This is a genomic window from Pseudomonas sp. 2822-15 (genome assembly GCF_002742515.1).
GTDB classification, from domain to species: domain Bacteria; phylum Pseudomonadota; class Gammaproteobacteria; order Pseudomonadales; family Pseudomonadaceae; genus Aquipseudomonas; species Aquipseudomonas salomonii.
In genome coordinates, this window is sequence record NZ_LJRY01000190.1 from 1 (window position 1) to 20,498 (window position 20,498).

At 58.6% G+C, this 20,498-nt stretch carries 22 protein-coding genes, 4 tRNA genes and 1 riboswitch; of the genes, 9 read left to right on the plus strand and 17 right to left on the minus strand.

Translation table 11 applies throughout. The features are described from left to right. Nucleotide 1: 1 nt before the first annotated feature. The 6 genes from AOA59_RS19070 to uvrB all read right to left on the minus strand — a co-directional run bounded on the left by AOA59_RS19070 (nucleotide 2) and on the right by uvrB (nucleotide 4,344). Nucleotides 2-74 (minus strand) — tRNA-Glu (locus tag AOA59_RS19070). 80 nt (nucleotides 75-154) lie between these two features. Then, nucleotides 155-230: transfer RNA gene (locus tag AOA59_RS19075), tRNA-Ala, on the minus strand. A 50-nt stretch (nucleotides 231-280) separates the two neighbouring features. Next, nucleotides 281-356, minus strand: a tRNA-Glu gene (locus tag AOA59_RS19080). 77 nt (nucleotides 357-433) lie between these two features. Further along, nucleotides 434-509 (minus strand) — tRNA-Ala (locus tag AOA59_RS19085). A 147-nt stretch (nucleotides 510-656) separates the two neighbouring features. Further along, nucleotides 657-2,138, minus strand: coding sequence for a glutamate--tRNA ligase (gene gltX, locus AOA59_RS19090; protein ID WP_065911753.1), 1,482 nt, complete (start codon nucleotides 2,136-2,138; stop codon nucleotides 657-659). A gap of 190 nt (nucleotides 2,139-2,328) precedes the next feature. Next, nucleotides 2,329-4,344: an excinuclease ABC subunit UvrB gene (gene uvrB, locus AOA59_RS19095; RefSeq protein ID WP_056861227.1), complete on the minus strand. Its 2,016-nt coding sequence runs from the start codon at nucleotides 4,342-4,344 to the stop codon at nucleotides 2,329-2,331. A gap of 344 nt (nucleotides 4,345-4,688) precedes the next feature. On the opposite strand from uvrB, the gene AOA59_RS19100 reads away from it, so the two are divergent. Then, complete coding sequence (locus AOA59_RS19100) at nucleotides 4,689-5,885, plus strand: amino acid aminotransferase (protein WP_017138725.1); 1,197 nt, start codon at nucleotides 4,689-4,691, stop codon at nucleotides 5,883-5,885. Between the two features lie 101 nt (nucleotides 5,886-5,986). Then, entirely contained in the window at nucleotides 5,987-6,196 is a 210-nt protein-coding gene (locus tag AOA59_RS19105) for a hypothetical protein (RefSeq protein ID WP_065911752.1), read from the plus strand. 114 nt (nucleotides 6,197-6,310) lie between these two features. Here AOA59_RS19105 and AOA59_RS19110 read toward each other — a convergent pair whose 3' ends face one another. Further along, a complete protein-coding gene (locus AOA59_RS19110; protein WP_099488718.1) occupies nucleotides 6,311-6,940 on the minus strand; it encodes a hypothetical protein in 630 nt (209 codons plus the stop codon). Nucleotides 6,941-7,260: 320 nt separating this feature from the next. Continuing rightward, a riboswitch (cobalamin riboswitch) is annotated at nucleotides 7,261-7,455 on the plus strand. Nucleotides 7,456-7,570: 115 nt separating this feature from the next. On the opposite strand from AOA59_RS19110, the gene AOA59_RS19120 reads away from it, so the two are divergent. Genes AOA59_RS19120 through AOA59_RS19130 form a run of 3 tightly spaced genes read left to right on the plus strand, consistent with a single transcriptional unit; the run spans nucleotide 7,571 to nucleotide 10,343 of the window. Then, on the plus strand, nucleotides 7,571-8,581 hold the full coding sequence (locus tag AOA59_RS19120) for an ABC transporter substrate-binding protein (RefSeq protein WP_099488719.1): 1,011 nt from the start codon (nucleotides 7,571-7,573) through the stop codon (nucleotides 8,579-8,581). Further along, complete coding sequence (locus AOA59_RS19125) at nucleotides 8,578-9,582, plus strand: iron ABC transporter permease (RefSeq protein WP_099488720.1); 1,005 nt, start codon at nucleotides 8,578-8,580, stop codon at nucleotides 9,580-9,582. The genes AOA59_RS19120 and AOA59_RS19125 overlap by 4 nt, the downstream gene beginning before the upstream one ends. Continuing rightward, complete coding sequence (locus AOA59_RS19130; protein ID WP_069786607.1) at nucleotides 9,579-10,343, plus strand: ABC transporter ATP-binding protein; 765 nt, start codon at nucleotides 9,579-9,581, stop codon at nucleotides 10,341-10,343. Before AOA59_RS19125 ends, AOA59_RS19130 begins: the two co-directional genes overlap by 4 nt. A gap of 189 nt (nucleotides 10,344-10,532) precedes the next feature. Here AOA59_RS19130 and AOA59_RS19135 read toward each other — a convergent pair whose 3' ends face one another. The 5 genes from AOA59_RS19135 to AOA59_RS19155 all read right to left on the minus strand — a co-directional run bounded on the left by AOA59_RS19135 (nucleotide 10,533) and on the right by AOA59_RS19155 (nucleotide 13,668). Then, the gene (locus tag AOA59_RS19135; RefSeq protein WP_099488721.1) at nucleotides 10,533-11,030 is read right to left on the minus strand and encodes a GNAT family N-acetyltransferase; all 498 of its coding nucleotides are present in this window, start codon (nucleotides 11,028-11,030) and stop codon (nucleotides 10,533-10,535) included. A gap of 20 nt (nucleotides 11,031-11,050) precedes the next feature. Next, complete coding sequence (locus AOA59_RS19140; RefSeq protein WP_069786605.1) at nucleotides 11,051-11,590, minus strand: hypothetical protein; 540 nt, start codon at nucleotides 11,588-11,590, stop codon at nucleotides 11,051-11,053. 65 nt (nucleotides 11,591-11,655) lie between these two features. Continuing rightward, entirely contained in the window at nucleotides 11,656-12,600 is a 945-nt protein-coding gene (locus AOA59_RS19145; RefSeq protein WP_099488722.1) for an alpha/beta hydrolase, read from the minus strand. Beyond that, on the minus strand, nucleotides 12,600-13,040 hold the full coding sequence (locus tag AOA59_RS19150; protein WP_099488723.1) for a TspO/MBR family protein: 441 nt from the start codon (nucleotides 13,038-13,040) through the stop codon (nucleotides 12,600-12,602). Before AOA59_RS19150 ends, AOA59_RS19145 begins: the two co-directional genes overlap by 1 nt. Nucleotides 13,041-13,098: 58 nt before the next feature. Continuing rightward, entirely contained in the window at nucleotides 13,099-13,668 is a 570-nt protein-coding gene (locus AOA59_RS19155) for a nucleotidyltransferase family protein (RefSeq protein ID WP_099488724.1), read from the minus strand. 127 nt (nucleotides 13,669-13,795) lie between these two features. Here AOA59_RS19155 and AOA59_RS19160 point away from each other — a divergent pair, with 127 nt between their 5' ends. Together AOA59_RS19160 and AOA59_RS19165 are read left to right on the plus strand one after the other, a co-directional pair. Further along, nucleotides 13,796-14,401, plus strand: coding sequence for a hypothetical protein (locus tag AOA59_RS19160; RefSeq protein WP_178076273.1), 606 nt, complete (start codon nucleotides 13,796-13,798; stop codon nucleotides 14,399-14,401). A gap of 530 nt (nucleotides 14,402-14,931) precedes the next feature. Beyond that, complete coding sequence (locus tag AOA59_RS19165; RefSeq protein WP_099488725.1) at nucleotides 14,932-15,171, plus strand: DUF6124 family protein; 240 nt, start codon at nucleotides 14,932-14,934, stop codon at nucleotides 15,169-15,171. Nucleotides 15,172-15,208: 37 nt separating this feature from the next. Here the strand turns inward: AOA59_RS19165 and AOA59_RS19170 are convergent, their stop codons facing one another. From AOA59_RS19170 to AOA59_RS19185, 4 genes are all read right to left on the minus strand, one after another. Continuing rightward, nucleotides 15,209-15,508 (minus strand): hypothetical protein, encoded by a 300-nt coding sequence (locus AOA59_RS19170; protein WP_017136894.1) that lies wholly within the window; start codon nucleotides 15,506-15,508, stop codon nucleotides 15,209-15,211. A 75-nt stretch (nucleotides 15,509-15,583) separates the two neighbouring features. Beyond that, entirely contained in the window at nucleotides 15,584-15,817 is a 234-nt protein-coding gene (locus AOA59_RS19175; protein ID WP_099488726.1) for a hypothetical protein, read from the minus strand. 120 nt (nucleotides 15,818-15,937) lie between these two features. Continuing rightward, nucleotides 15,938-16,654: a class I SAM-dependent methyltransferase gene (locus tag AOA59_RS19180; RefSeq protein WP_099488727.1), complete on the minus strand. Its 717-nt coding sequence runs from the start codon at nucleotides 16,652-16,654 to the stop codon at nucleotides 15,938-15,940. 192 nt (nucleotides 16,655-16,846) lie between these two features. Further along, on the minus strand, nucleotides 16,847-17,737 hold the full coding sequence (locus tag AOA59_RS19185) for a LysR substrate-binding domain-containing protein (RefSeq protein ID WP_099488728.1): 891 nt from the start codon (nucleotides 17,735-17,737) through the stop codon (nucleotides 16,847-16,849). A 115-nt stretch (nucleotides 17,738-17,852) separates the two neighbouring features. Here AOA59_RS19185 and AOA59_RS19190 point away from each other — a divergent pair, with 115 nt between their 5' ends. Both AOA59_RS19190 and AOA59_RS19195 read left to right on the plus strand, forming a co-directional pair. Next, entirely contained in the window at nucleotides 17,853-18,293 is a 441-nt protein-coding gene (locus AOA59_RS19190) for a PACE efflux transporter (RefSeq protein WP_099488729.1), read from the plus strand. Between the two features lie 50 nt (nucleotides 18,294-18,343). Further along, a complete protein-coding gene (locus tag AOA59_RS19195; protein ID WP_099488732.1) occupies nucleotides 18,344-18,904 on the plus strand; it encodes a hypothetical protein in 561 nt (186 codons plus the stop codon). 261 nt (nucleotides 18,905-19,165) lie between these two features. Here AOA59_RS19195 and AOA59_RS19205 read toward each other — a convergent pair whose 3' ends face one another. Continuing rightward, a complete protein-coding gene (locus AOA59_RS19205; protein ID WP_158235256.1) occupies nucleotides 19,166-20,125 on the minus strand; it encodes a DUF4365 domain-containing protein in 960 nt (319 codons plus the stop codon). Between the last annotated feature and the right edge of the window lie 373 nt (nucleotides 20,126-20,498).

A 20,498-nucleotide genomic window follows, 5' to 3' on the forward strand; every position in this document is an offset into this window, starting at 1 on the left:
GCGTCCCCTAGGGGACTCGAACCCCTGTTACCGCCGTGAAAGGGCGGTGTCCTAGGCCACTAGACGAAGGGGACACAAACCTTCTGTACACCGATCAGAGCTGAGTTCTGATCAATTCAAGGACGGTGTGGCCAGAACCTTGAACCTGTAAAATTGGTGGAGCTAAACGGGATCGAACCGTTGACCTCTTGCATGCCATGCAAGCGCTCTCCCAGCTGAGCTATAGCCCCGGATTTTTCGTCTCGCGACGCAGCAGACCTTTCGAACTGCTTGTTGAAACTGGCGTCCCCTAGGGGACTCGAACCCCTGTTACCGCCGTGAAAGGGCGGTGTCCTAGGCCACTAGACGAAGGGGACAAAACCTTCTGTACACCGATCAGAGCTGAGTTCTGATCAATTCAAGGACGGTGTGGCCAGACCTTGAACCTGTAAATTGGTGGAGCTAAACGGGATCGAACCGTTGACCTCTTGCATGCCATGCAAGCGCTCTCCCAGCTGAGCTATAGCCCCTCATCGGTGAGGACGGGGCGAATCTTAATGGCGGTTTGGAAGTGTGTCAAATTTATTTTCAACAATTTCCAAACTTTTTTGCCGGGATAACAATCACTTACCGGCGAAACCCCGGAAAACCGGGGTTTCGTCGTAACAACAGGCTGCTTAAGCGATAGCGCCCAGCAGCTTTTCCCACTCTTTGTTTTCTTTCTTCGACACACCCCCAAGCAAATCAAGGGCTTGGCGCAGACGGAAACGCGTGAGGTCCGGGCCGAGAATTTCCATCGCATCGAGCACCGACACCGAACTGGCCTGCCCGGTGATCGCAGCAAACATCAGCGGCATGGCATCGCGCAATTTCAGCTCCAGCGATTCCACCACTGCCTGGATCGTCGCGGTGATCGCCTCTTTCTCCCACTGACGCAGGCTTTCGAGCTTCCACAGGATCAACTGCATCAACTGGCGAACCTGGTCGCCGGAGAGTTTCTTGGACTCAAACAGCTTGGCATCCGGGTTCACGCCACCGGCGAAGAAGAAGCCGGCCAGCGGTGCGACCTGGCTGAACGTCTCTACCCTGCCCTGCACCAGCGGCGCGATCTTCATCATGTACTCGGGGTTCAGCGCCCACTGCTGCACGCGGCTGGCGAACTCGTCCACCGGCAAATCACGCAGCCATTGGCCGTTGAGCCACGACAACTTCTCGATGTCGAAGATCGGCCCGCCAAGGGACACGCGGGACAAATCAAAGTTATCGACCATTTCCTGCAGCGAGAACTTCTCGCGCTCGTCCGGCATCGACCAGCCCATGCGGCCCAGGTAGTTGAGCATCGCCTCGGGCATAAAGCCCATGCGCTCGTAGAACGTCACCGACGTCGGGTTCTTGCGCTTAGACAGCTTGCTCTTGTCCGGGTTACGCAGCAGCGGCATGTAGCATAGCTGTGGCTGCTCCCAGCCGAAGTATTCGTACAGCAGAATCAGTTTTGGCGCCGATGGCAGCCATTCTTCGCCGCGCAGCACGTGGGTGATGCCCATCAGGTGGTCGTCGACCACGTTGGCCAGGAAGTACGTCGGCAAGCCGTCGGTCTTCATCAGCACTTGCATGTCCATGCGGTCCCACGGGATCTCGACGTCACCGCGCAGCATGTCCGGCACCACGCACACGCCTTCGCTCGGCACTTTCATGCGGATCACATGCGGCTCGCCGGCGGCCAGGCGCTGGGCCACTTCTTCCTTGGACAGCAGCAGTGCGCGGCCGTCGTAGCGCGGGGTTTCGCCACGGGCCTGCTGCTCGGCGCGCATCTGGTCGAGTTCTTCGGCGGTGCAAAAGCACGGGAAGGCGTGGCCCATGTCGACCAGTTGCTGGGTGTACTGCTTGTAAATGTCGCTGCGCTCGCTCTGGCGATACGGGCCGTGCGGGCCGCCGACGTCCGGGCCTTCGGCCCAGGTAATGCCCAACCAGCGCAAGGCATCGAAAATCTGCTGCTCCGACTCACGGGTGGAGCGCACCTGGTCGGTGTCTTCGATCCGCAGGATGAATTCACCGCCGTGCTGCTTGGCAAAGCAGTAGTTGAACAAGGCGATGTAGGCAGTACCGACGTGGGGATCCCCAGTAGGCGATGGCGCAATGCGCGTGCGGACGGTGGTCATGGCAGGTCTCGAATGGGCGATAAAACTGAAAATTGAAACAAGGGGCGAATGGTAACACCAGCGTGGGGGGTTCTGGCAGACCGCGGTGTCGCTATCGCAGGCAAGCCAGCTCCCACATTTTGACTGTGTTCACACATCAACTGTGGGAGCCGGGCTTGCCCGCGATGAGGCCAGACCGGCTAGCGAAAAATCAAACAGCCAACAGGCGCTCACGCAACTTGCCAATCTCATCGCGCGTCTGCGCCGCCGCCTCAAACTCCAGATCCCGTGCCAGTTGGTACATCTTCTCTTCCAACTGCCGAATCCGTTTGGTGATCTCACTCGGCGAGCGCAGTTCGTTCTCGTACTTGGCGCTCTCTTCGGCCGCCTTGGCCATGCCCTTGCGCTTCTTGCTGCGCGAGCCCGGCACGGTGGCGCCTTCCATGATGTCGGCAACGTCCTTGAACACGCCCTTCGGGGTAATGCCATGCTCCAGGTTGAAAGCGATCTGCTTGTCGCGACGGCGCTCGGTCTCGCCAATCGCCCGCTCCATGGAACCGGTGATGCGGTCGGCATACAGAATCGCCCGACCATTGAGGTTACGCGCCGCCCGGCCAATGGTCTGGATCAACGAGCGCTCGGAACGCAGGAAGCCTTCCTTGTCCGCATCCAGAATCGCCACCAGCGAAACCTCCGGCATGTCCAGGCCTTCGCGCAGCAGGTTGATCCCCACCAGCACATCAAACACACCCAGGCGCAGGTCACGGATGATCTCCACGCGCTCCACGGTGTCGATGTCCGAGTGCAAATAACGCACACGCACGCCGTGGTCGGCCAGGTAATCGGTCAAGTCTTCGGACATGCGCTTGGTCAGCGTGGTGACCAGCACACGCTCTTCCAGGGCCACGCGCTTGGTGATTTCCGAGAGCAAGTCATCCACCTGGGTCAGCGCCGGGCGGATCTCGATTTGCGGGTCCACCAGGCCGGTCGGGCGCACGAGCTGCTCAATCACACGGCCGGCATGCTCGGCTTCGTAGTTGCCTGGGGTGGCAGACACGAAAATGGTCTGCGGGCTGATGGCTTCCCACTCGTCAAAACGCATCGGCCGGTTATCCAGCGCCGACGGCAGGCGGAAACCATATTCCACCAGCGTCTCTTTACGCGAACGGTCGCCCTTATACATGGCGCCGACCTGCGGCACGCTGACGTGGGATTCGTCGATCACCAGCAGCGCGTCGTCCGGCAAGTAGTCGTAAAGGGTCGGCGGCGGCGCCCCGGATTCGCGGCCCGAGAGGTAACGCGAGTAGTTTTCGATGCCGTTGCAATAGCCCAGCTCCAGGATCATCTCCAGGTCAAACCGGGTGCGCTGCTCCAGGCGTTGAGCTTCTACCAGCTTGTTGTTGGCGCGCAGGTACTCCAGGCGCTCGACCAGTTCGGCCTTGATGCCCTCGATCGCCCCCATCAGGGTTTCACGCGGCGTCACGTAGTGGCTTTTCGGATAGAAGGTGAAGCGCGGCAGTTTGCGGATCACCTCGCCGGTCAACGGGTCGAAGGCCGACAGGCTCTCGACCTCATCGTCGAACAGTTCGATACGGATCGCTTCGAGGTCCGATTCGGCCGGGTAAATGTCGATCACATCGCCCCGCACACGGAAGGTGGCACGGGCAAAATCCATGTCGTTGCGGGTGTACTGCAGGCTCGTCAGGCGGCGCAGCAGCTCGCGCTGGTCGAGTTTGTCGCCGCGATCGACGTGCAGCACCATCTTTAAATAGGTTTCCGGGCTGCCCAGGCCGTAGATGCACGACACCGTGGTGACGATGATCGCGTCCTTGCGCTCCAGCAACGCCTTGGTCGCCGACAACCGCATTTGCTCGATATGGTCGTTGATCGACGCGTCCTTCTCGATAAAGGTGTCGGACGACGGCACATAGGCTTCGGGCTGGTAGTAGTCGTAGTAAGAAACGAAGTACTCCACCGCGTTGTTCGGGAAGAACGCCTTGAACTCACCGTACAACTGCGCGGCCAGGGTTTTGTTCGGCGCCAGCACCAGGGTCGGGCGGTTGATCTGCGCGATCACGTTGGCGATGCTGAAGGTCTTGCCTGAACCGGTCACCCCGAGCAGCGTCTGGTGCGCCAGGCCGGCTTCGATGCCCTCGACCATCTGGCGAATGGCTTCGGGTTGGTCGCCGGCGGGTTCAAAACGGGTGACGAGCTGGAAATCCGACATAACGTACCTCGTGAAGTCACCCCAGACTCAACACCGCCAGGGACGAAATAGCTCAGCACCCCGCGAAAAGTCTTCGCAGGCTGCAGGAAAAAACCATGATAGCTGTAGAAGTGGTGGCGAATGTGACGGGTTTCAAGGCAATCGTCCTACCAGCCGTCGATGATCAATTGTGCAATTAAGACTAACGGTGGGCAAATAAACCGAAAAACTTGGCCGAAAAGCCGTTTCGGCTGTCGCCCTGAGCCTGGATGGCCTCTATACTAGCTCCCCGTTTGTGCACCGCTCTAGTGCATTCGGCTGGAGCGCGACACGTCCCTCCTATCCCCCATAGAGCTGCCGCAAAAATGAGCCTGTTCTCCGCTGTCGAAATGGCACCACGCGATCCAATCCTGGGCCTCAACGAAGCATTCAACGCCGACACACGAACCACCAAGGTCAACCTTGGCGTGGGCGTTTACTGCAACGAGGAGGGGAAGATTCCACTCTTGCGTGCCGTTGCCGAAGCGGAAGCCATTCGTGTGGCGCAACACGCCGCCCGTGGCTACCTGCCGATCGACGGTATCGTGGCGTACGACCAGGCCGTGCAAAAGCTGCTGTTCGGCGCTGAGTCGCCACTGCTGAGCGCCGGCCGCGTGATCACCGCCCAAGCGGTCGGCGGCACCGGCGCGCTTAAAATCGGCGCGGACTTCCTCAAGCAACTGCTGCCCAACGCCGTCGTCGCAATCAGCGACCCGAGCTGGGAAAACCACCAGGCGCTGTTCGAAAAAGCCGGCTTCCCGGTGCAGACCTACCGCTACTACGACGCCGCCACCCACGACGTCAACCGTGCCGGCCTGCTCGAAGACCTCAACGCCCTGCCGCCACAGTCCATCGTGGTGCTGCACGCCTGCTGCCACAACCCCACCGGTGTCGACCTGAGCCCGGCCGACTGGCAAAACGTGCTGGACGTGATCAAGGCCAAGAACCTGGTGCCGTTCCTCGACATGGCCTACCAGGGCTTTGGCGACGGCATCCACGAAGACGCCGCGGCCGTGCGCCTGTTCGCTGAATCGGGCCTGACCTTCTTTGTTTCCAGCTCGTTCTCCAAGTCGTTCTCGCTGTACGGCGAACGCGTGGGCGCGCTGTCGATCGTCAGCGAATCCAAGGAAGAAAGCGCGCGCATCCTGTCCCAGGTCAAGCGCGTTATCCGCACCAACTACTCCAACCCGCCGACCCACGGCGCGGCGATCGTGGCTGCCGTGCTGAACAACCCTGAGCTGCGCGCCCAATGGGAAGCGGAACTGGCCGAAATGCGCCTGCGCATCCGCGGCATGCGCGAGCAGATGGTCGCCGAACTGGCCAAGGCTGCACCGGGCCACGACTTCAGCTTCGTCGGCCGCCAGCGTGGGATGTTCTCCTACTCCGGCCTGACCGTTGAGCAAGTCACCCGCCTGCGCACCGAGTTTGGCATCTACGCGCTCGACACCGGCCGTATCTGCGTGGCCGCGTTGAACCAGTCGAACATTGGTGCGGTAACAAAAGCGATTGTTCAGGTTCTATAACCCGGCCAGCGCCATACGAAGGGGGAAGCCAATGGCTTCCCCCTTTTTGTTGGCCAAGCCACTAGACTGAACACCGAACGCCCCTTTGCTGTGAGAGCCTTATGAGAAACGACGACCTGGACCTGCGCGCCGACCGCGACGAACTGCATGACTACGCACCGCGCCCGCCGCAAGCAAAGCGCCAGAAAAGTCTGGTGCTGCAAGTGGCACTGGGTGTGTTTCTGGGTGGGTTGGCGCTGTGGTTGGTGCAGCTGGGCGCCACGGCGATAATGGCCAAGCTCGCCATGGGCACCCTGCAATTCGGCGGCTGAGCACGAATCAAAAGGTGGGAGCTGGCTTGCCTGCTCCCACCTTTGATTTGCGGTGCTTATCGATTAATCGACCGTCACGTTACCCACTTGCTTCCTGTGTATGACCTATCGAGGCTAGCGCTTGACTGGCGCATCCCAGCAGTCCGGCCGGCGTGCGCAGACATCGTATTGGCGATCCATCAAGGCCATGCGATTGATGTGGGCGTCCGTGGCCGCCCGGAACGACTGATTGCTGGTCATGATATAAGCCGCGGTGCGATCACTCAGGCGTGCGCTTAACTGGCGGCGGGTGTGGGCATCCAACGCCTGGGGCGCGGTGGCCATGGTTTGAAGTGTCACGTCGCTCAGGCGGCTCAACTCATCGCGGTAGGTGTTTACGTACTCGGCACGGGCCGCGTCATGCTGGTGGTTCAAGTCGTACTGCATCGCTTCCAGGTTTTGCTTGTAGAGCGCCCAATAGCCCTCGGGCAGCACACCACCGTCTTGTTTACGCAACTTGGCAATGCGCGCGTCGTTATCCGAAGCCGGTTGAAGGACGGGCTTGTGCGACGAAATCACGACGGGGTCTTGAGTGATGATCTGGTCGATCCAGCCCACCCGTGAAGGGTTGGAGGGCAACACCTGGCCTAACGGTTCAAGCGGCACTGGCGCAGCAGATGGGGGTAACGACACTGACGGGGCGCAACCACCCAGCAGTAACAGGGTGCATAGCAGGGTCAAGGCGAGGACGTTGCGAAAAGGCATAAGTTCTCCATGAACTAAGGCGAATCGAAAGGGCGCGGCAGATAATATCATTGAGCCATCACCCAATGTCAGCCCATCGCCCGAACTTTCGCCGGGCGGTACGGCGCATCAATCCAGCATCCGGCTAAGCAGCCGGTGCCCATCTGCCGTCACCTCGACCATCGCCGATAACATCACACCGTCGGCACCGTCCGTGGAGAGCAGGCTCCAAAAGTCCGGCGGCTGGTACCTCACCCCCACGGTGCCCGCCTTGGCAACATGGCCTTCCTTGGGGTGGTTATGGACAGGTCCGGATTGTACCTGCACCCAGCGCCCAAGATGGACTACCATACCGCGCCGGTTCCCAAACGGGACTAATAGGGAATTCGAAGCGCGGCCCATCGCGCCAATCGAAACTGCCCCCGCAACTGTAGGTGCCGAGCCTGCTCCCCACTGCCACTGGACCACGTCCGGGAAGGCCGGAGCGATGCGACGACGCATCAGTCAGGAGACCTGCCGGCCCAGCGTTATCACTAACCGGCGGGGTGTCCGGGAAGGACATCCGCGCCCTGCAAACCTGCAGCGTTCAAAGGTGTGTTTCCGAGCCGTACCTGCCCTGTTTTCATGTACGGTTCACACGGAGATTGCCCCATGCTGCTACGCGTTTGCGCCCTGATCACTGGCCTGGGCTTTTGTGCCCTGGCCCACGCCACGCCGACTCACTACCCGCTGACGGTCGAAAACTGCGGCAGCAGCGTCACCTTCCAACAGGCCCCGGCACGCAGCGTGAGCATCGGCCAGGCCGCCACCGAGATGCTTTACGCCCTGGGCGTAGGGGATAAAGTGGTCGGCACTTCGCTGTGGTTCAACAGCGTATTGCCGCAGTTCAAGGCGCAAAACGACAAGATCGAGCGCCTGGCCGACAACGAGCCGAGCTTCGAAGCCGTGATCGCCAAACGCCCGCAACTGGTGGCCGCCGAGCTGGAATGGGTGGTCGGCCCCCAAGGCGTGGTCGGCACTCGCGAGCAATTCCATGAACTGAAGATTCCCACCTACGTGCTGCCCTCCGACTGCGAAGGCAAGGACAACCTGGTGGGCGCTGACGGCACGCGGCTGGAGCCGTTTCGCATCGACACGATCTATAAAAGCATCAGCCAGTTGGCCGAGATTTTCGACGTACAAGCGCGCGGCCAACAGTTGAATGACGCACTCAAGGCACGCCTGGCCAAGTCCGTCGCCACCGCACAAGGCAAAGGCCTCAAGCACGCCAGCGCACTGGTGTGGTTCTCCAGCAGCGAGATGGCTGCCGACCCGTATGTAGCCGGCCACAAGGGCATTCCCGAATTCATGCTGCAAATCCTCGGCCTGCACAACGTGGTGCAGTCGGATGAAGAATGGCCCGCCGTCGGCTGGGAAACCATCGCCAAGGCCAACCCGACCTTCCTGGTGATCGCCCGTATGGACCGCCGCCGCTACCCCGCCGACGACCACGAAAAGAAACTCGCCTTCCTGCGCAGCGACCCGGTGACCCGCAACATGGACGCGGTAAAAAACAACCGCATCATCATTATTGACGCCCTGGCGTTGCAGGCCAGCATCCGCATGTTCGACGGCCTGGAACAACTGGCCGGCGCCATCGACGGTTACGACCTGCCCAAATGATGCGCACCCTACTCGCCCTCGCCGTGTTGCTGGTGGCCGTGCTGGCCGGTACTGCCATCGGCGAAACCGCCATCGCACCGCAAGTGGTGTTGCAGGTGCTCGCCAACAAACTGTGGGCCGCCGGTTACGTGCTCGACCCGATCGACGAAGGCGTGGTGTGGAACTACCGCCTGACGCGTGCGCTGGTCGCCGCCGCCTGTGGCGCCGGGCTAGCGACCTGCGGGGTGATCCTGCAGTCGCTGCTGCGCAACCCATTGGCCGATCCGTACCTGCTGGGCATCAGCGCGGGCGCCTCGACCGGCGCAGTGTTAGTGGCATTGATGGGCGTGGGCGGCGGGCTGATTTCGCTGTCGGCGGGCGCGTTTGTCGGTGCCATGGCGGCATTTGCTTTAGTGATTCTATTGGCGCGGGCCAGCGGCTCAGCCAGCGGCACCGGCCAGATCATCCTCGCTGGCATCGCCGGCTCGCAGCTGTTCAATGCCCTCACCGCGTTCCTGATCACCAAGTCCGCCAGTTCCGAACAGGCGCGCGGCATCATGTTCTGGCTGCTGGGCAACCTTAGCGGCGTGCGTTGGCCGTCGGTGTGGCTGGCAGTGCCGGTGGCGGTCGCCGGCCTGGCCGTGTGTGTGTGGCATCGGCGTGCGTTGGATGCGTTTACCTTCGGCACCGACTCGGCCGCCTCGCTGGGTATTGCGGTGCGGCGCGTGCAGTTTGTGCTGGTGGGTTGCGCCGCGCTGGTGACGGCGGTGATGGTGTCGATTGTCGGCTCCATCGGTTTTGTCGGGCTGGTGATTCCCCACGCCGTGCGCCTGCTGCTGGGCACCGGGCATTCACGCTTGCTGCCGGCCAGTGCGCTGGGCGGCGCGTTGTTCTTGATCGCCGCGGATGTGCTGTCGCGCACGCTGATCAAGGGCCAGGTGATTCCGGTCGGCGTGGTCACGGCACTGGTCGGCGCGCCGGTGTTTGCGTTGATCCTGATTGGCCGGAGAAATGCGCGATGACCGTACTCAGTTGTACCGGCCTGGGCTTCAAGGTACGCGACGCCGAGTTGCTGCGCGATATCCACCTGGAGGTTCAGCAAGGGGAAACCTTGGGCGTTGTCGGGCCGAACGGCTCGGGTAAATCCACCCTGCTCAAATTGCTTGCCGGTTTGCGCGTGCCCGCGTCCGGCGAAGTGTGGCTGGGCGGTCAGCGCCTGACCAAGCTGTCCCGCCGCCTTGTTGCGCAACACCTCGCGGTGGTGGAGCAGCAGGCTGATACCGACGATGCCATCCGCGTATTCGACGCCGTGGCCCTGGGCCGCACACCCTGGCTGTCGGCGCTGAGCCCCTGGTCTGACGCAGACGATGCCATCGTGCGCCAGGCGCTGCACGACGTGGACGCCACCCACCTGAGCCAACGCGCCTGGCGCAGCCTCTCCGGCGGCGAGCGCCAACGCGTGCACATCGCCCGGGCGTTGGCGCAACGACCGCAGATTTTGTTGCTGGATGAACCGACCAACCACTTGGATATCCAGCACCAGTTGGCAATTTTGAAAGGCGTGCAGGCGTTGCCGGTGACCACCTTGATTGCGTTGCATGACCTGAACCAGGCGCTGACCTGTGATCGTTTGGCGGTACTGGATCGCGGGCGCCTGGTGGCGCTGGGCAAACCGCTGGAGGTGCTGACGCCGCAGCGGCTACAGGAGACATTCGGGGTACAGGCGCATTACCTCACGGACCCGTTCGACGGCGCGCAAATCCTGCGGTTGCGCCCCATTTAATGGACTGCTCACCGTGCAAAGGTGGGAGCTGGCTTGCCTGCGATGGCGGCGGATCAGTGCCATAGCCGGGGCTGACACACCGCTATCGCAGCATAGTTATCTACACAACTTTAGAGGCATCCCATTTCTCATGTGGCGAGCAGGCTTGCGACAGACTTCTAACCGGTTCAAGCCAGCTCCCACCTTGATCTATAGAGCCCGCTGCATATGCGTGGTCTGCCACACCGGGTCGGCTTCGACGTCGATCACCTCAAACCCCTGCCGCCGCCAAAAATCAATCGCTCCCGGCAAAAACGGATGGGTATGCAGGTAAACCACCTCCACCCCATCCGCCTGTGCCTTAGCCTCCAATGCGCGATACAACTTCCCTGCCAAACCAAAACGGCGAAACGCCGGCAGCACGAACAGGCGCACCACCTCGACGACTTTGCGACCCTGGTAGTTCAACTGCGGGAAGCGCCCGTCGTACGGCAGATAGCCGACGGCAGCCACGATTTGAGCGCCCACACAGGCCAGCAGAAACTGGCCGTCACCCTCAAGGTAAACGGCCTCAAATCGCGCCAGGTCATCCGGCAGGCCAGTGGCGCTGAGCTTGGGGAAAAGCTCGGCACGGGCCTGCAGCACAAAGGCCAGCACTTGCGGGAGGTCGGCGGCCGTGACCGTCCGAAGGGTCGGGCTGTGTGTCATACCACCTCAATCGCTCAGTGTCATTTGGCGTGCACATAGCAAAAAGCAGTGCCCTTCACGCCCGACGCATGGATGCTGACATGGCGCGTGGCAAAGCCTGGCTTCTCGACAAACTGCTTCTCTTGCCAACTCGCATAGACACCGTACTGATAACCGATGGCGCCATTGGCATACCAGGACACGGCCATCTTATACACGCCCTTCTCATCCGGAGCCTCCCACAGCGCCTTGTCGATGATCGGCTTCGCCTGGTTGAACGTGCGCAGGTGAAACGTACGCGGCCCGCCGTTTGGCTCGGTCGAACTGGACAGAAACAGCGTGTCGTCCTCGGCATCGTCTTCGGCGGCCGCCAGAATCACTGCCGGCACCCACTTCTCGCCCCGGTACTCTTTCTCGATCATCACCGTGCAGCTCAACGAGCCGTCACCTGGGGTCTTCATCTTGAATTGCCGCTCGTACTGCCCGTAGGGCACATCAAACGAGAAATGGTATTCGGCGGCTTGAACACCTGCCACCAGCAAAAATGCCGATAGCCCTACAACTGCATGGGAAAGGGTCACGTGTGCGTCCTTGCGGGAATCTGGAAATCAGGGTGTCAGAGGTTACGCGGGGTGCAGGTGAATGGCTAATCACTACAAGCGTGCACCGCCTGGATTCTCGCCGATATCCACCGCCGGCTGTAAGCAAGTACGCCATCCGCCATCGCCACCGGAAAATGAATAAACCCATGGGCAGATTCCGGCAACAAGTGCGCCTCAACCTGCGCGGCCGCGCCCCAGCGTTCGGCCATCTGTAGCGTGTCATCCAGCAATGGGTCCAACTCGCCCACAAACATCAACGCGGGCGGCAGCCCTGTGAAGTTGCCATACAACGGTGACAACGGCGGCTGTCGGCGTTCTTCATCACTCAAGCCCGGCGTGAGCAGGCGCAGCGCGTCGACCATGCCCGGCCCGTCCAGCAACAAGGTCTCGGGCCCCGCCGTGCGCACGCTCGGTGTGCCGCTCAAGTCATATACGCCGTAGTACAACACCGCACCGCTTACACGCTTGAGCAATTCAGGCCATTGCTTGAGCGCCAGCAGCGTTGCGGCCGCTAGATGCCCACCGGCCGACTCACCCACGACAAACACCGGCAAATCGGCAAACTCCTCACTGCCGAGCAGCCAGCGCGCGGCATTCAGGCAGTCCTCCATCAGCCCTTCAACCGGCGTGTGCACCGCCAGTCTATAGTCCACCGACACCACCGCCACGCCGCACGCCTGCACCATGCCCAGGTTGAAGTCATCATCCATCTGCGCATTGCCGATCACCCAGCCGCCGCCGTGGATATCCAGCACCACGCCTTGGGTTTTCCCCTCGGGCCGCAGGATGCGCACGGGCACGCCGGCCACTCGGCGGGTTTGAGCCGCAGGCGCTTGCTTGAGCTTTTGACTGACTCGCAGCAACGCCTGAATCAAACGCGGCGTGACGCGGTTGCGGATTTTAAAACGCGGCAGCCAGGCGAGCTTTTTATTGAACCGGCGCATCTGCGCCAGCTCAGCCTCGCTCGCGGGCCAAAGTGTGTGAGCCATCAGCGGTTATTACGCAAGATCGAGAAATTCAACGCCGCGGCCACACTCAGCCACGCCAGGTAAGGGAACAGGATCAAGCCGGTGATCAAGTCCAGCCGCAACGCCATCACCACCAACGCCGCCACCACCAGCCACAGCAGCACGATCACCACCATCCCGGCCAAGAGGTTGTGAGCCCCAAAAAATACCGGCGTCCACAGCGTGTTCAGCGCAATCTGCGCCGCCCACAGGCCCAGAGCCAATTGGCTGCCGGGCATCATCGTCAGGCGATAGCCCGCCCACGCGAGCAGCAGGTAGATGACCGTCCAGGCCACCGGAAACAACCAATTGGGTGGGGTGAAGCTGGGTTTGACCAGGGTTTCGTACCACTGGCCGGGCTTGAAAATGATGCCGGTACTGGCGGCGGCGGCGCAGGCGATGAGGAAAATCAGAAAGATCATGAGCTATCCACTCTCGGGGTTCATTTGAAGATAGGACGTATGGGCAACCGGTAAAAGTTCACAAATCATCCGGCGAAACGATCGTGAGCCAAGGCCAGCGCGCCTGATAACTCCTGGCTTTGGCGGCGAACAACTCAGGCTCGCGGTGCAGCGGGTTAATGCGCAACACGCCCTGCTCCACATCCGCTAACCCATAGGGCGCATACACCCCGCCCGTGTCGATCTCCAGCCCGATGCACGTGCCGGCCACCAGGTAACGGTCCACGCCCTGTTTAGCCGAGTGCAGCTGTGGATAAGGCCGACCAAAGCGCTCGCCGTACCAAAGGTGTACCCGCGCCTGGTTCTTGACCTCGACGTTAACGCCCAAATCCTCAAATAAACGCGCGGCGGCGCGGATCACTTTGTCCTCCGCTTCGTAGGACAAGTCCGTGTCGAAGTAAAAGACGTCGTAGTCCTTTACGTTATGAGCCGCAGGCAAGTTTGACTGATGGTTCCAAACGGCCTGGAACAGGCAGCCCGCCGTGAGCATGCACTGCGCCACACCAAGGTCGGGCAGGCGTGCAGTGATTTCGGCGTTGATGGGGTTGGCCATGGCCAGGTCGAGCAGGGTTTTGACGGTCAATGTCATGGTGGGCATTCCTTGTGTATTCAGGGCGGCTCAAGCCACCGACCCTACACGACGGCGGGGAGGGGTTCGTGACAGCAATGTTTCTATACACTTTGCCCGCCCGCCACCCATCGTCAAGGATAAAACGATGCGAATCAGAGAAATAGCCCTCATCACCGCCAGCGCCCTGCTGCTCACCGCCTGCAGCGACAGCCCGTCGGACGCCGATATTCAAGCCGCGCTGCAACCCAAGCTCGAAGGTCCGTCCTGCGTCAGGGCGGCGATGTTCAACCGCTTCCCGGTGACCCTGAGTGACAGCGTCATGACCGGCACCTCCAGCGCCAACCAGCCGGCCTTCGATGCGCTGACCGACGCCGGCCTGCTGGCCAAAAGCGACAACACCTACAGCCTCACCGACAACGGCCGCGCCGCCTACGTGCAGCAAGAGTCCGGGTTCTGCTACGCCCAGGGCTATGAAATCGCCAAGATCCAGAACATTGCAACCAACTCCAACCCGATGGGCGCCGCCGTGGATAAATCCTGGGTGGTGACCGTCGACATCCGCCAGAAAACCATCGCCGACTGGGCCAACACCCCGGCGATTGAAAAACTGGCCCGTAACCCGGAAAACCTCTCCGAAGTGCCCAAGACCTACACCGTGGTGGTGGGCCGTTTGAAGGGTGAGCAAACGTTGAAGTTGATTGACCCAAGGTTTTCGATCATGCGTGGGGTTGGGGTGAACCAGGCGTTCTAAGTGGTGAGCAGCATTGTGGTGGAAAGCGGGTTCGTTGTGGCGAGCAGGCTTGTTGTGGCGAGCAGGCTTGCCCTGCGCTGGAGTGCGCAGCGCTCCCAACCCAGCCACCTCGGTCCAAGAGGGAAACCCGGCCGCCTGAATTCGGGGCCGCTTCGCAGCCCAACGCAGGGCAAGCCTGCTCGCCACAAGGGAGTTTCCTAACCACAGCGAACTGTGAACAGGCCCTCAGCACCTTGCTCCATTGCCTACGCGTGCGTCAGAATCCGCCGGCTTGTGCGCTGAGGTGGCCGTCTCTAAGGTGGCTCGGTCGCTGAATGTTCAGTGATCGGGTTTAGTAGCCCACGGTTTAACCTAACAAGTGCACAAGCTTCATCCGTCAGACGTTTCTGTCTGTGCTTGATGGTGGCTGTGCGTAGGGCGTCCTCGGGCGCGCCGGTTTTGTTAGGTTCCACCGGTCTACTAACCTGCGTACAGCTACCGCCTTTTCGTTTAGTAGCGATGGGGTTGTAGCCCAAGCAAGGAACTTAACAATGGCTAATGACACAATAGACTCAACCACCCTCTTCACCGTCGTCCCCGACGCCAACACCGAAACCCTCATCACCAACAGCTACGAAACCTTCACCAGCGTCAGCACACTGCTGCTCGACCTGTCCGAAGACCTGTGCGGCAAACACCGCGACGTCGCCCTCGCCATTCACCAACTAAGCGAACTGGGCGTGCTGCTCACGGCCAAATTGCTCGACCGTGAAGCACCTTGCCCTGGCTGATAAACAGCCCAAGGCAGCGCCGCTGATGGCGTTGCCTTCAATTAACCCCAGGGAACGAATCAACGTACTGAATGGTGAAGTCAGGAAAGGAGTCAACAATCTGGATCTTGTAGTCAGGGAAGCTCTCGACTGTTTTCCACTTGCCGGCCGAATCGGGAAAACTGCTCACCTGTTTTACCTTAAGGTCAGGGAAACTGTTTACCACCTTGACCTTATAGTCCGGGAAGCTACTGACGAACTTGATGTTGCCGTAAATCTTCGACACATCAACCGTCGTATCCGCTTGAGCGCCGAAGGCACACGCCAGCAGCAGTGACGCGAGAGCAACTTTGAACATGACAGCCTCATCCTGAGCAATAAAAGGCGCCCAGTCTAACGCCCTGCGCGCGCAGCGTCCTGTAGTGCCGGGTGCTTAACCCTTCAACTCACCCGCGCGGTTACTCGCCGCATCGTCGTAAGCCACATACAAGGATTCGGCGATCTGGCTTTTGATGGCTTTGGCGGCCTCCAGGCCCAACACAAACCCTTCGGCTTTGCCGCCAGCGCGGTTGAGTTCTTCGTGCGTGGAAGCGCCGGTGATGGCGTCAAGGAGCTTGATGGCGTGGGGGCCGACGCCTTTGGGGAGGGAGATTTGGTCGATGGACATGGCGATACCTTGAGAAAAAATGATCGGGAGCGCATGGACCACTGCCGGGGGATGCCATGGTAGACCGGTTGGCGGGGAAAGGGGCTGGTTTCTGCCGGAAGCAGTCATTCGCGGCCATGTTCAGACCACTTTGCAAGTCAACCACGCCCCCCAGAAAAGGCTGCTGAAGAAACGGGTAGCGTCTCCAAATCCGGCGTCATGCAAGAGTTTCTGAACCGCCGCCTCGGAATGTGGAGGATCAGCGCCTTGAAGGATTTTCCCAAGCTTGACCTTCACTTCATCCGCGCTGGCCCCATGTTGCCGCCACCGCTGCCCCCAGGCCGCAAGCAGTAGCGGCTGGCTCGCGTAAGCGTATTGATTGCCCGCGACAATCAGCGGCGCACCGGGTTTTATATGAGCCCGAATGGATCGTAAAATTTGTCGCTTGGCGTCATCTCCATCGAGATGATGAAGTACACCGATCAAGGTCGCTGCGTCGTATGACTCGTCTGCTGCCAGGTCTTCAACTTGCCCAAGATGCATGGCCGTTCTTTCAAGCAAGTTGTTTGCCTCTAACTGCTGCTTCGCTGCCTCCAGCATCGGCTCGGATGGGTCAACGGCCGAGAAGCGCCAACTCGGTTCAAGCTTGGCCATCGCAATAATCTCCTGCGCCGTACCGCCAGCGCCAACGACCAGTATTTTTGCCGAACTTGCATTACCCAGGCTTGCCGCCAGCATGCATGCAGCCAAGTCTTGGCAGGCGTCATATCCAGCTAGCGCAATACGGCTCTGTCGTCCGTACTCATTAGCTCGTGAGGTATCAAATTTTTCAGCTGAGTCGAGAGGGGATGATTTCAATGCGGTTCTCCATGTCCTGAAATCAAGCTACGCCAGACACAGCAATAATAAAAATTCATTAAGTTTATGTAGCGTATTCCTACAAGGAATGCATAGCTCAAAAATTGCTGTCACTTGAGCTGATTCAGACTCTTGTCGACAGTCACCTTTGGGTCGATTGCTGCCGTCGTTAGGGACACCAAACGAGTCTCGTCATCCATCCTGTAGAGCTGCACCGGCCAGCCACGTCAGGAACGCGCTCACATGGACCTGCCGCTCCCGCCCCGGAACGCACACCGCAATGTAACGCGGCCCCGGAAGGCTTACTTCTGGTCTATACGCCACTAATTCTCCATGCCTGAGGCTGTCGGCTACCAGTACATTGCTTGCCAGCACCAGCCCATGACCCGCGATTGCAGCACTCAAAGCAAAATGCTCATCGTCGAACTCACGCATCTGCGCGGTTTCAAGCCAGGCAGGGCATTGTGCGGCCGCGCACCAGCTCTCCCAATTTATTGAGAATGCTCCTGGAATTTTCCAGCGCAAGTTGATCAATTCGATCTGATTTACGTTCAGCGAGGCCACCAGACCGGGGGCGCCGTACACAGAGAACTGCTCGTTCATTAGCGCCTGACAGAACAACTTCGGGTCATCGCGGCTGACCGAACGAATAGCAAGATCGACACTGGAGTCACGCAGCAGATCGACGAGTTCGTTGCGTGTATCAACCCGCACATTGAAGTGCGCAAAGCTGCGATAGAAACCACCCAGCCGTGGAATCAGCCAGGCTGCGGCCAAGCCCGGCGTAGTGGAAATGGTCAGGGTTTGGGGAACAGCGTTCGGATAGAAGGCCTCCAGGCTGCTGCGAATGTCTAATAATGCGCAATGAGCCTGGCGATATAGCAACTCGCCCTCTTCGGTCAATGCCACACCTTGTCCAGACCGTTTGAACAGCAACGCTGCGAGTTGGGTTTCCAATGTCTTGACCTGGTGGGAAATGGCCGCGGGGGTAACAGAGAGCTCCTCTGCCGCCGCTTTAAAGCTACCCAGTCGCGCAGCGGCCTCGAAGGTGCGCAACGCGTTAAGCGGAAGAGTCGAAAACACGCATCGTTCCCTGGATGAATTGAATTAATGAGTATTCAATTTATCTCATTTTTCCTGGTGTGTACGCAGCGATACCGTCGCGGGTATTCGATCTACTCAACCTTCGGAAAACACCATGCAAGGACCTTCGCGAAAAATTCTTCAAGCCATCCTCTATGAATCAATCGCTATTGCGGTGCTGTCGCCCAGCATCTCGTTGATATACGACGAAGGCCTGGCCCATGCGGGTGTACTGTCGTTGATGTTGTCTGTATGCGCGCTGCTGTGGAACGTGCTGTTCAACTATGTTTTTGAACGCTGGGAAGCGCATCAGCAGCAGCGTGCTCGCACGTTGGGCAGGCGCTTGCTCCACTCACTGGGTTTTGAGGGTGGGCTGGTTCTGCTGTTGGTGCCACTGGTGGCATGGTGGCTGGAGATTTCTTGGTGGGCTGCCCTGGTCACCGATCTGGGACTTTTCGTTTTCTTCTTTTTTTACGCGCTGGCGTTTCAGTGGGTCTTCGACAGGGTGTTTGATGTACCAAATTCCGCGAAGGGGGAGCTATCGGTTAACCCATAATCCGCCCAAAATCCCGATTAGCCTGCCTGTAGCAGCACTAGGATATGTACGTGAAAAATACCACCAAAGCAATTGAGAACTACATCTTCGGGAAGGACGGAAATCGGCCCGACTTGTTACGGAATGCTTTCAGTCTAGACGCAACTCTTAACGTGTCAGTGCAGACGAGTAGTATCCGATTTCCTCCCAACGTCCAAGGGCGAGAAAATATCGCTGAAGTACTGGTAAGCGGCTTTAGCCTGCAGTATGAGAACATTTATACATTCTGCCTCGGTGCCCCTCCAAAGCCCGCAGCAAATGTTCATAAGTGCAAATGGTTGGTGGGTATGTCAACAAAAGCGACTGGAGAGTTACGCGTAGGTTGCGGGGAATATCACTGGGTCTTTTCACCACAAAGCGGCCTGGCCATTCAACTGTCCATTGTTATCGAACACATGTTGGAGTGCCCTCCCCAACATATGCGCAAAATAATGGATTGGCTTCAAGGTCGCCGCTATCCATGGTGTGAATCTACCGACATGCTGGATTCGGCACCGCCGCTCAGTTGCCTCCAGCCCGTTCTTGTGTACATTGCTGCATCGCCGAAAAAGGTGACGGATTTATTTACCTGAATATAAATCCGCCCCCTTTTTTAGGGATCCCTCAGGGTCTGCCCCCTATTCTCCCCACGCCCTTCTCATACCCGATACCGCGCCGCCACATCGCCATTGCGATAAGTCGCAATCACCGTATACGGCGCGTGCCCATCAATCTTGGGAAAATATGGCCCATACTGATAAAAGACTGAAAAAAGGGGCGATTCACAGGCGAAGGTGTACGCGGCTGATACCTAACTCTCGGCATAGCGGCGGTAGGTCCGTTGCTGCCAATTGTCAGGCGCATGGCTCTACGTCACCAGACCATTTTATACTTCGCTCAATTCCATTAGCGCGACAATAATCCGCTTCACTCCATTCGTACTCGAGCGTATCAATGAGACAGTTATTCTTACCTACTTCATTAAGCTTCAAACTCCTTCTCCTGAGTAGGAAGGGAACAAATTGAACTGTCAATCCGCTTAGTTTAATTGGTTCAGGTATTTCTTCTAGATGATGAAGCGCCTCAGAAATAAACGCTAGAAAAAAATGCTTATAACCAAAAACTCTGCAGTTGCTCTCGGCATACTTCATCATATCCTCAATTTCTTTTAGCGGAAATCCGTCCACACCTGCCGTTAAGTAATCAATCATTATGAAGTCAGTGTCTGTTTGGGCCAGCATTGAAAGCCAGTGATAGTCCCTTGGTATTGATAAATCACTAGCAAACTGAATTTTGTGTTGAAATCGCCATCCAAACCAGTCCCTTAGTAGCAGCTCAATTAAGTCATTCTTATTATATAGATTTGAAATACCAGTTAATAACCCTATTGATTGACTTGAAAGAAGTTGAGATTTTGGAACTCTAATACTCCAGCCTTTTTCATGAAAATTTATATTTTGCATGTCAATATGTTGCCACCAGCAACACTCCGACTCGGGGTCACACAGAACTATAATCACGGGTTCTGAAAGCTCAGTCCAGTACCTGAGGTGCTTATAATCCCCTCTGTATATAAAGCACTCTTCAGACTCCTCTTTTAAATAGCTTGGCCCGCACTTAATCTGTAAGGATAGTCTTTTGCCATGACTGGTATTATCGTCCAACCTAGCTTCTATCTCTCCATCTATTCCCAAGTCTGTAGACGAGAGCTCCCTAAATATCCACTTGAGATCTTTATGAACTTTCATACCCACAAGATGGACACCTGTGCGCCCCATGATTTCTTCGTCTGGTGCAATTGGCCAATCTGACATCGACATTCCTTTCTCGCAATAGGCCAGCTGCCTAACTATAAGTAAACGGCACAAGCGAGGTAATACTTTTTACCACTTATGCCTGATAATTTTCCCGGTCCATGGGTAACTCTTTCAGCCGCTTGCACAGCGCGGTGGAAACGCGACATGAGGTGGGAAGAAGAAGCGACATAGCCTGCACGGAGATTACGAAACCGCTGGCAGCGTGTCCATGGCCGGTTTTGGCCAGCTGCTACTGTGCTCGTAAGAAGTCATTAACCACCATCCCCGACGGGACCGCTTATGGCCAAAAACTGCCCTTCCCAACAACCATCTACCGAATAAACACAGATAAATACCTCATTCCCCAACCCGCCCCACCAACACCCCAAGC

What these genes read in the sequence shown, in the direction of transcription:
- gltX (WP_065911753.1), bottom strand. Translation starts at nt 2,138, where the DNA reads ATGACCACCGTCCGCACGCGCATTGCGCCATCGCCTACTGGGGATCCC.
- uvrB (WP_056861227.1), bottom strand. Translation starts at nt 4,344, where the DNA reads ATGTCGGATTTCCAGCTCGTCACCCGTTTTGAACCCGCCGGCGACCAA.
- AOA59_RS19100 (WP_017138725.1), top strand. Translation starts at nt 4,689, where the DNA reads ATGAGCCTGTTCTCCGCTGTCGAAATGGCACCACGCGATCCAATCCTG.
- AOA59_RS19105 (WP_065911752.1), top strand. Translation starts at nt 5,987, where the DNA reads ATGAGAAACGACGACCTGGACCTGCGCGCCGACCGCGACGAACTGCAT.
- AOA59_RS19110 (WP_099488718.1), bottom strand. Translation starts at nt 6,940, where the DNA reads ATGCCTTTTCGCAACGTCCTCGCCTTGACCCTGCTATGCACCCTGTTA.
- AOA59_RS19120 (WP_099488719.1), top strand. Translation starts at nt 7,571, where the DNA reads ATGCTGCTACGCGTTTGCGCCCTGATCACTGGCCTGGGCTTTTGTGCC.
- AOA59_RS19125 (WP_099488720.1), top strand. Translation starts at nt 8,578, where the DNA reads ATGATGCGCACCCTACTCGCCCTCGCCGTGTTGCTGGTGGCCGTGCTG.
- AOA59_RS19130 (WP_069786607.1), top strand. Translation starts at nt 9,579, where the DNA reads ATGACCGTACTCAGTTGTACCGGCCTGGGCTTCAAGGTACGCGACGCC.
- AOA59_RS19135 (WP_099488721.1), bottom strand. Translation starts at nt 11,030, where the DNA reads ATGACACACAGCCCGACCCTTCGGACGGTCACGGCCGCCGACCTCCCG.
- AOA59_RS19145 (WP_099488722.1), bottom strand. Translation starts at nt 12,600, where the DNA reads ATGGCTCACACACTTTGGCCCGCGAGCGAGGCTGAGCTGGCGCAGATG.
- AOA59_RS19150 (WP_099488723.1), bottom strand. Translation starts at nt 13,040, where the DNA reads ATGATCTTTCTGATTTTCCTCATCGCCTGCGCCGCCGCCGCCAGTACC.
- AOA59_RS19155 (WP_099488724.1), bottom strand. Translation starts at nt 13,668, where the DNA reads ATGACATTGACCGTCAAAACCCTGCTCGACCTGGCCATGGCCAACCCC.
- AOA59_RS19160 (WP_178076273.1), top strand. Translation starts at nt 13,796, where the DNA reads ATGCGAATCAGAGAAATAGCCCTCATCACCGCCAGCGCCCTGCTGCTC.
- AOA59_RS19165 (WP_099488725.1), top strand. Translation starts at nt 14,932, where the DNA reads ATGGCTAATGACACAATAGACTCAACCACCCTCTTCACCGTCGTCCCC.
- AOA59_RS19170 (WP_017136894.1), bottom strand. Translation starts at nt 15,508, where the DNA reads ATGTTCAAAGTTGCTCTCGCGTCACTGCTGCTGGCGTGTGCCTTCGGC.
- AOA59_RS19175 (WP_099488726.1), bottom strand. Translation starts at nt 15,817, where the DNA reads ATGTCCATCGACCAAATCTCCCTCCCCAAAGGCGTCGGCCCCCACGCC.
- AOA59_RS19190 (WP_099488729.1), top strand. Translation starts at nt 17,853, where the DNA reads ATGCAAGGACCTTCGCGAAAAATTCTTCAAGCCATCCTCTATGAATCA.
- AOA59_RS19205 (WP_158235256.1), bottom strand. Translation starts at nt 20,125, where the DNA reads ATGTCAGATTGGCCAATTGCACCAGACGAAGAAATCATGGGGCGCACA.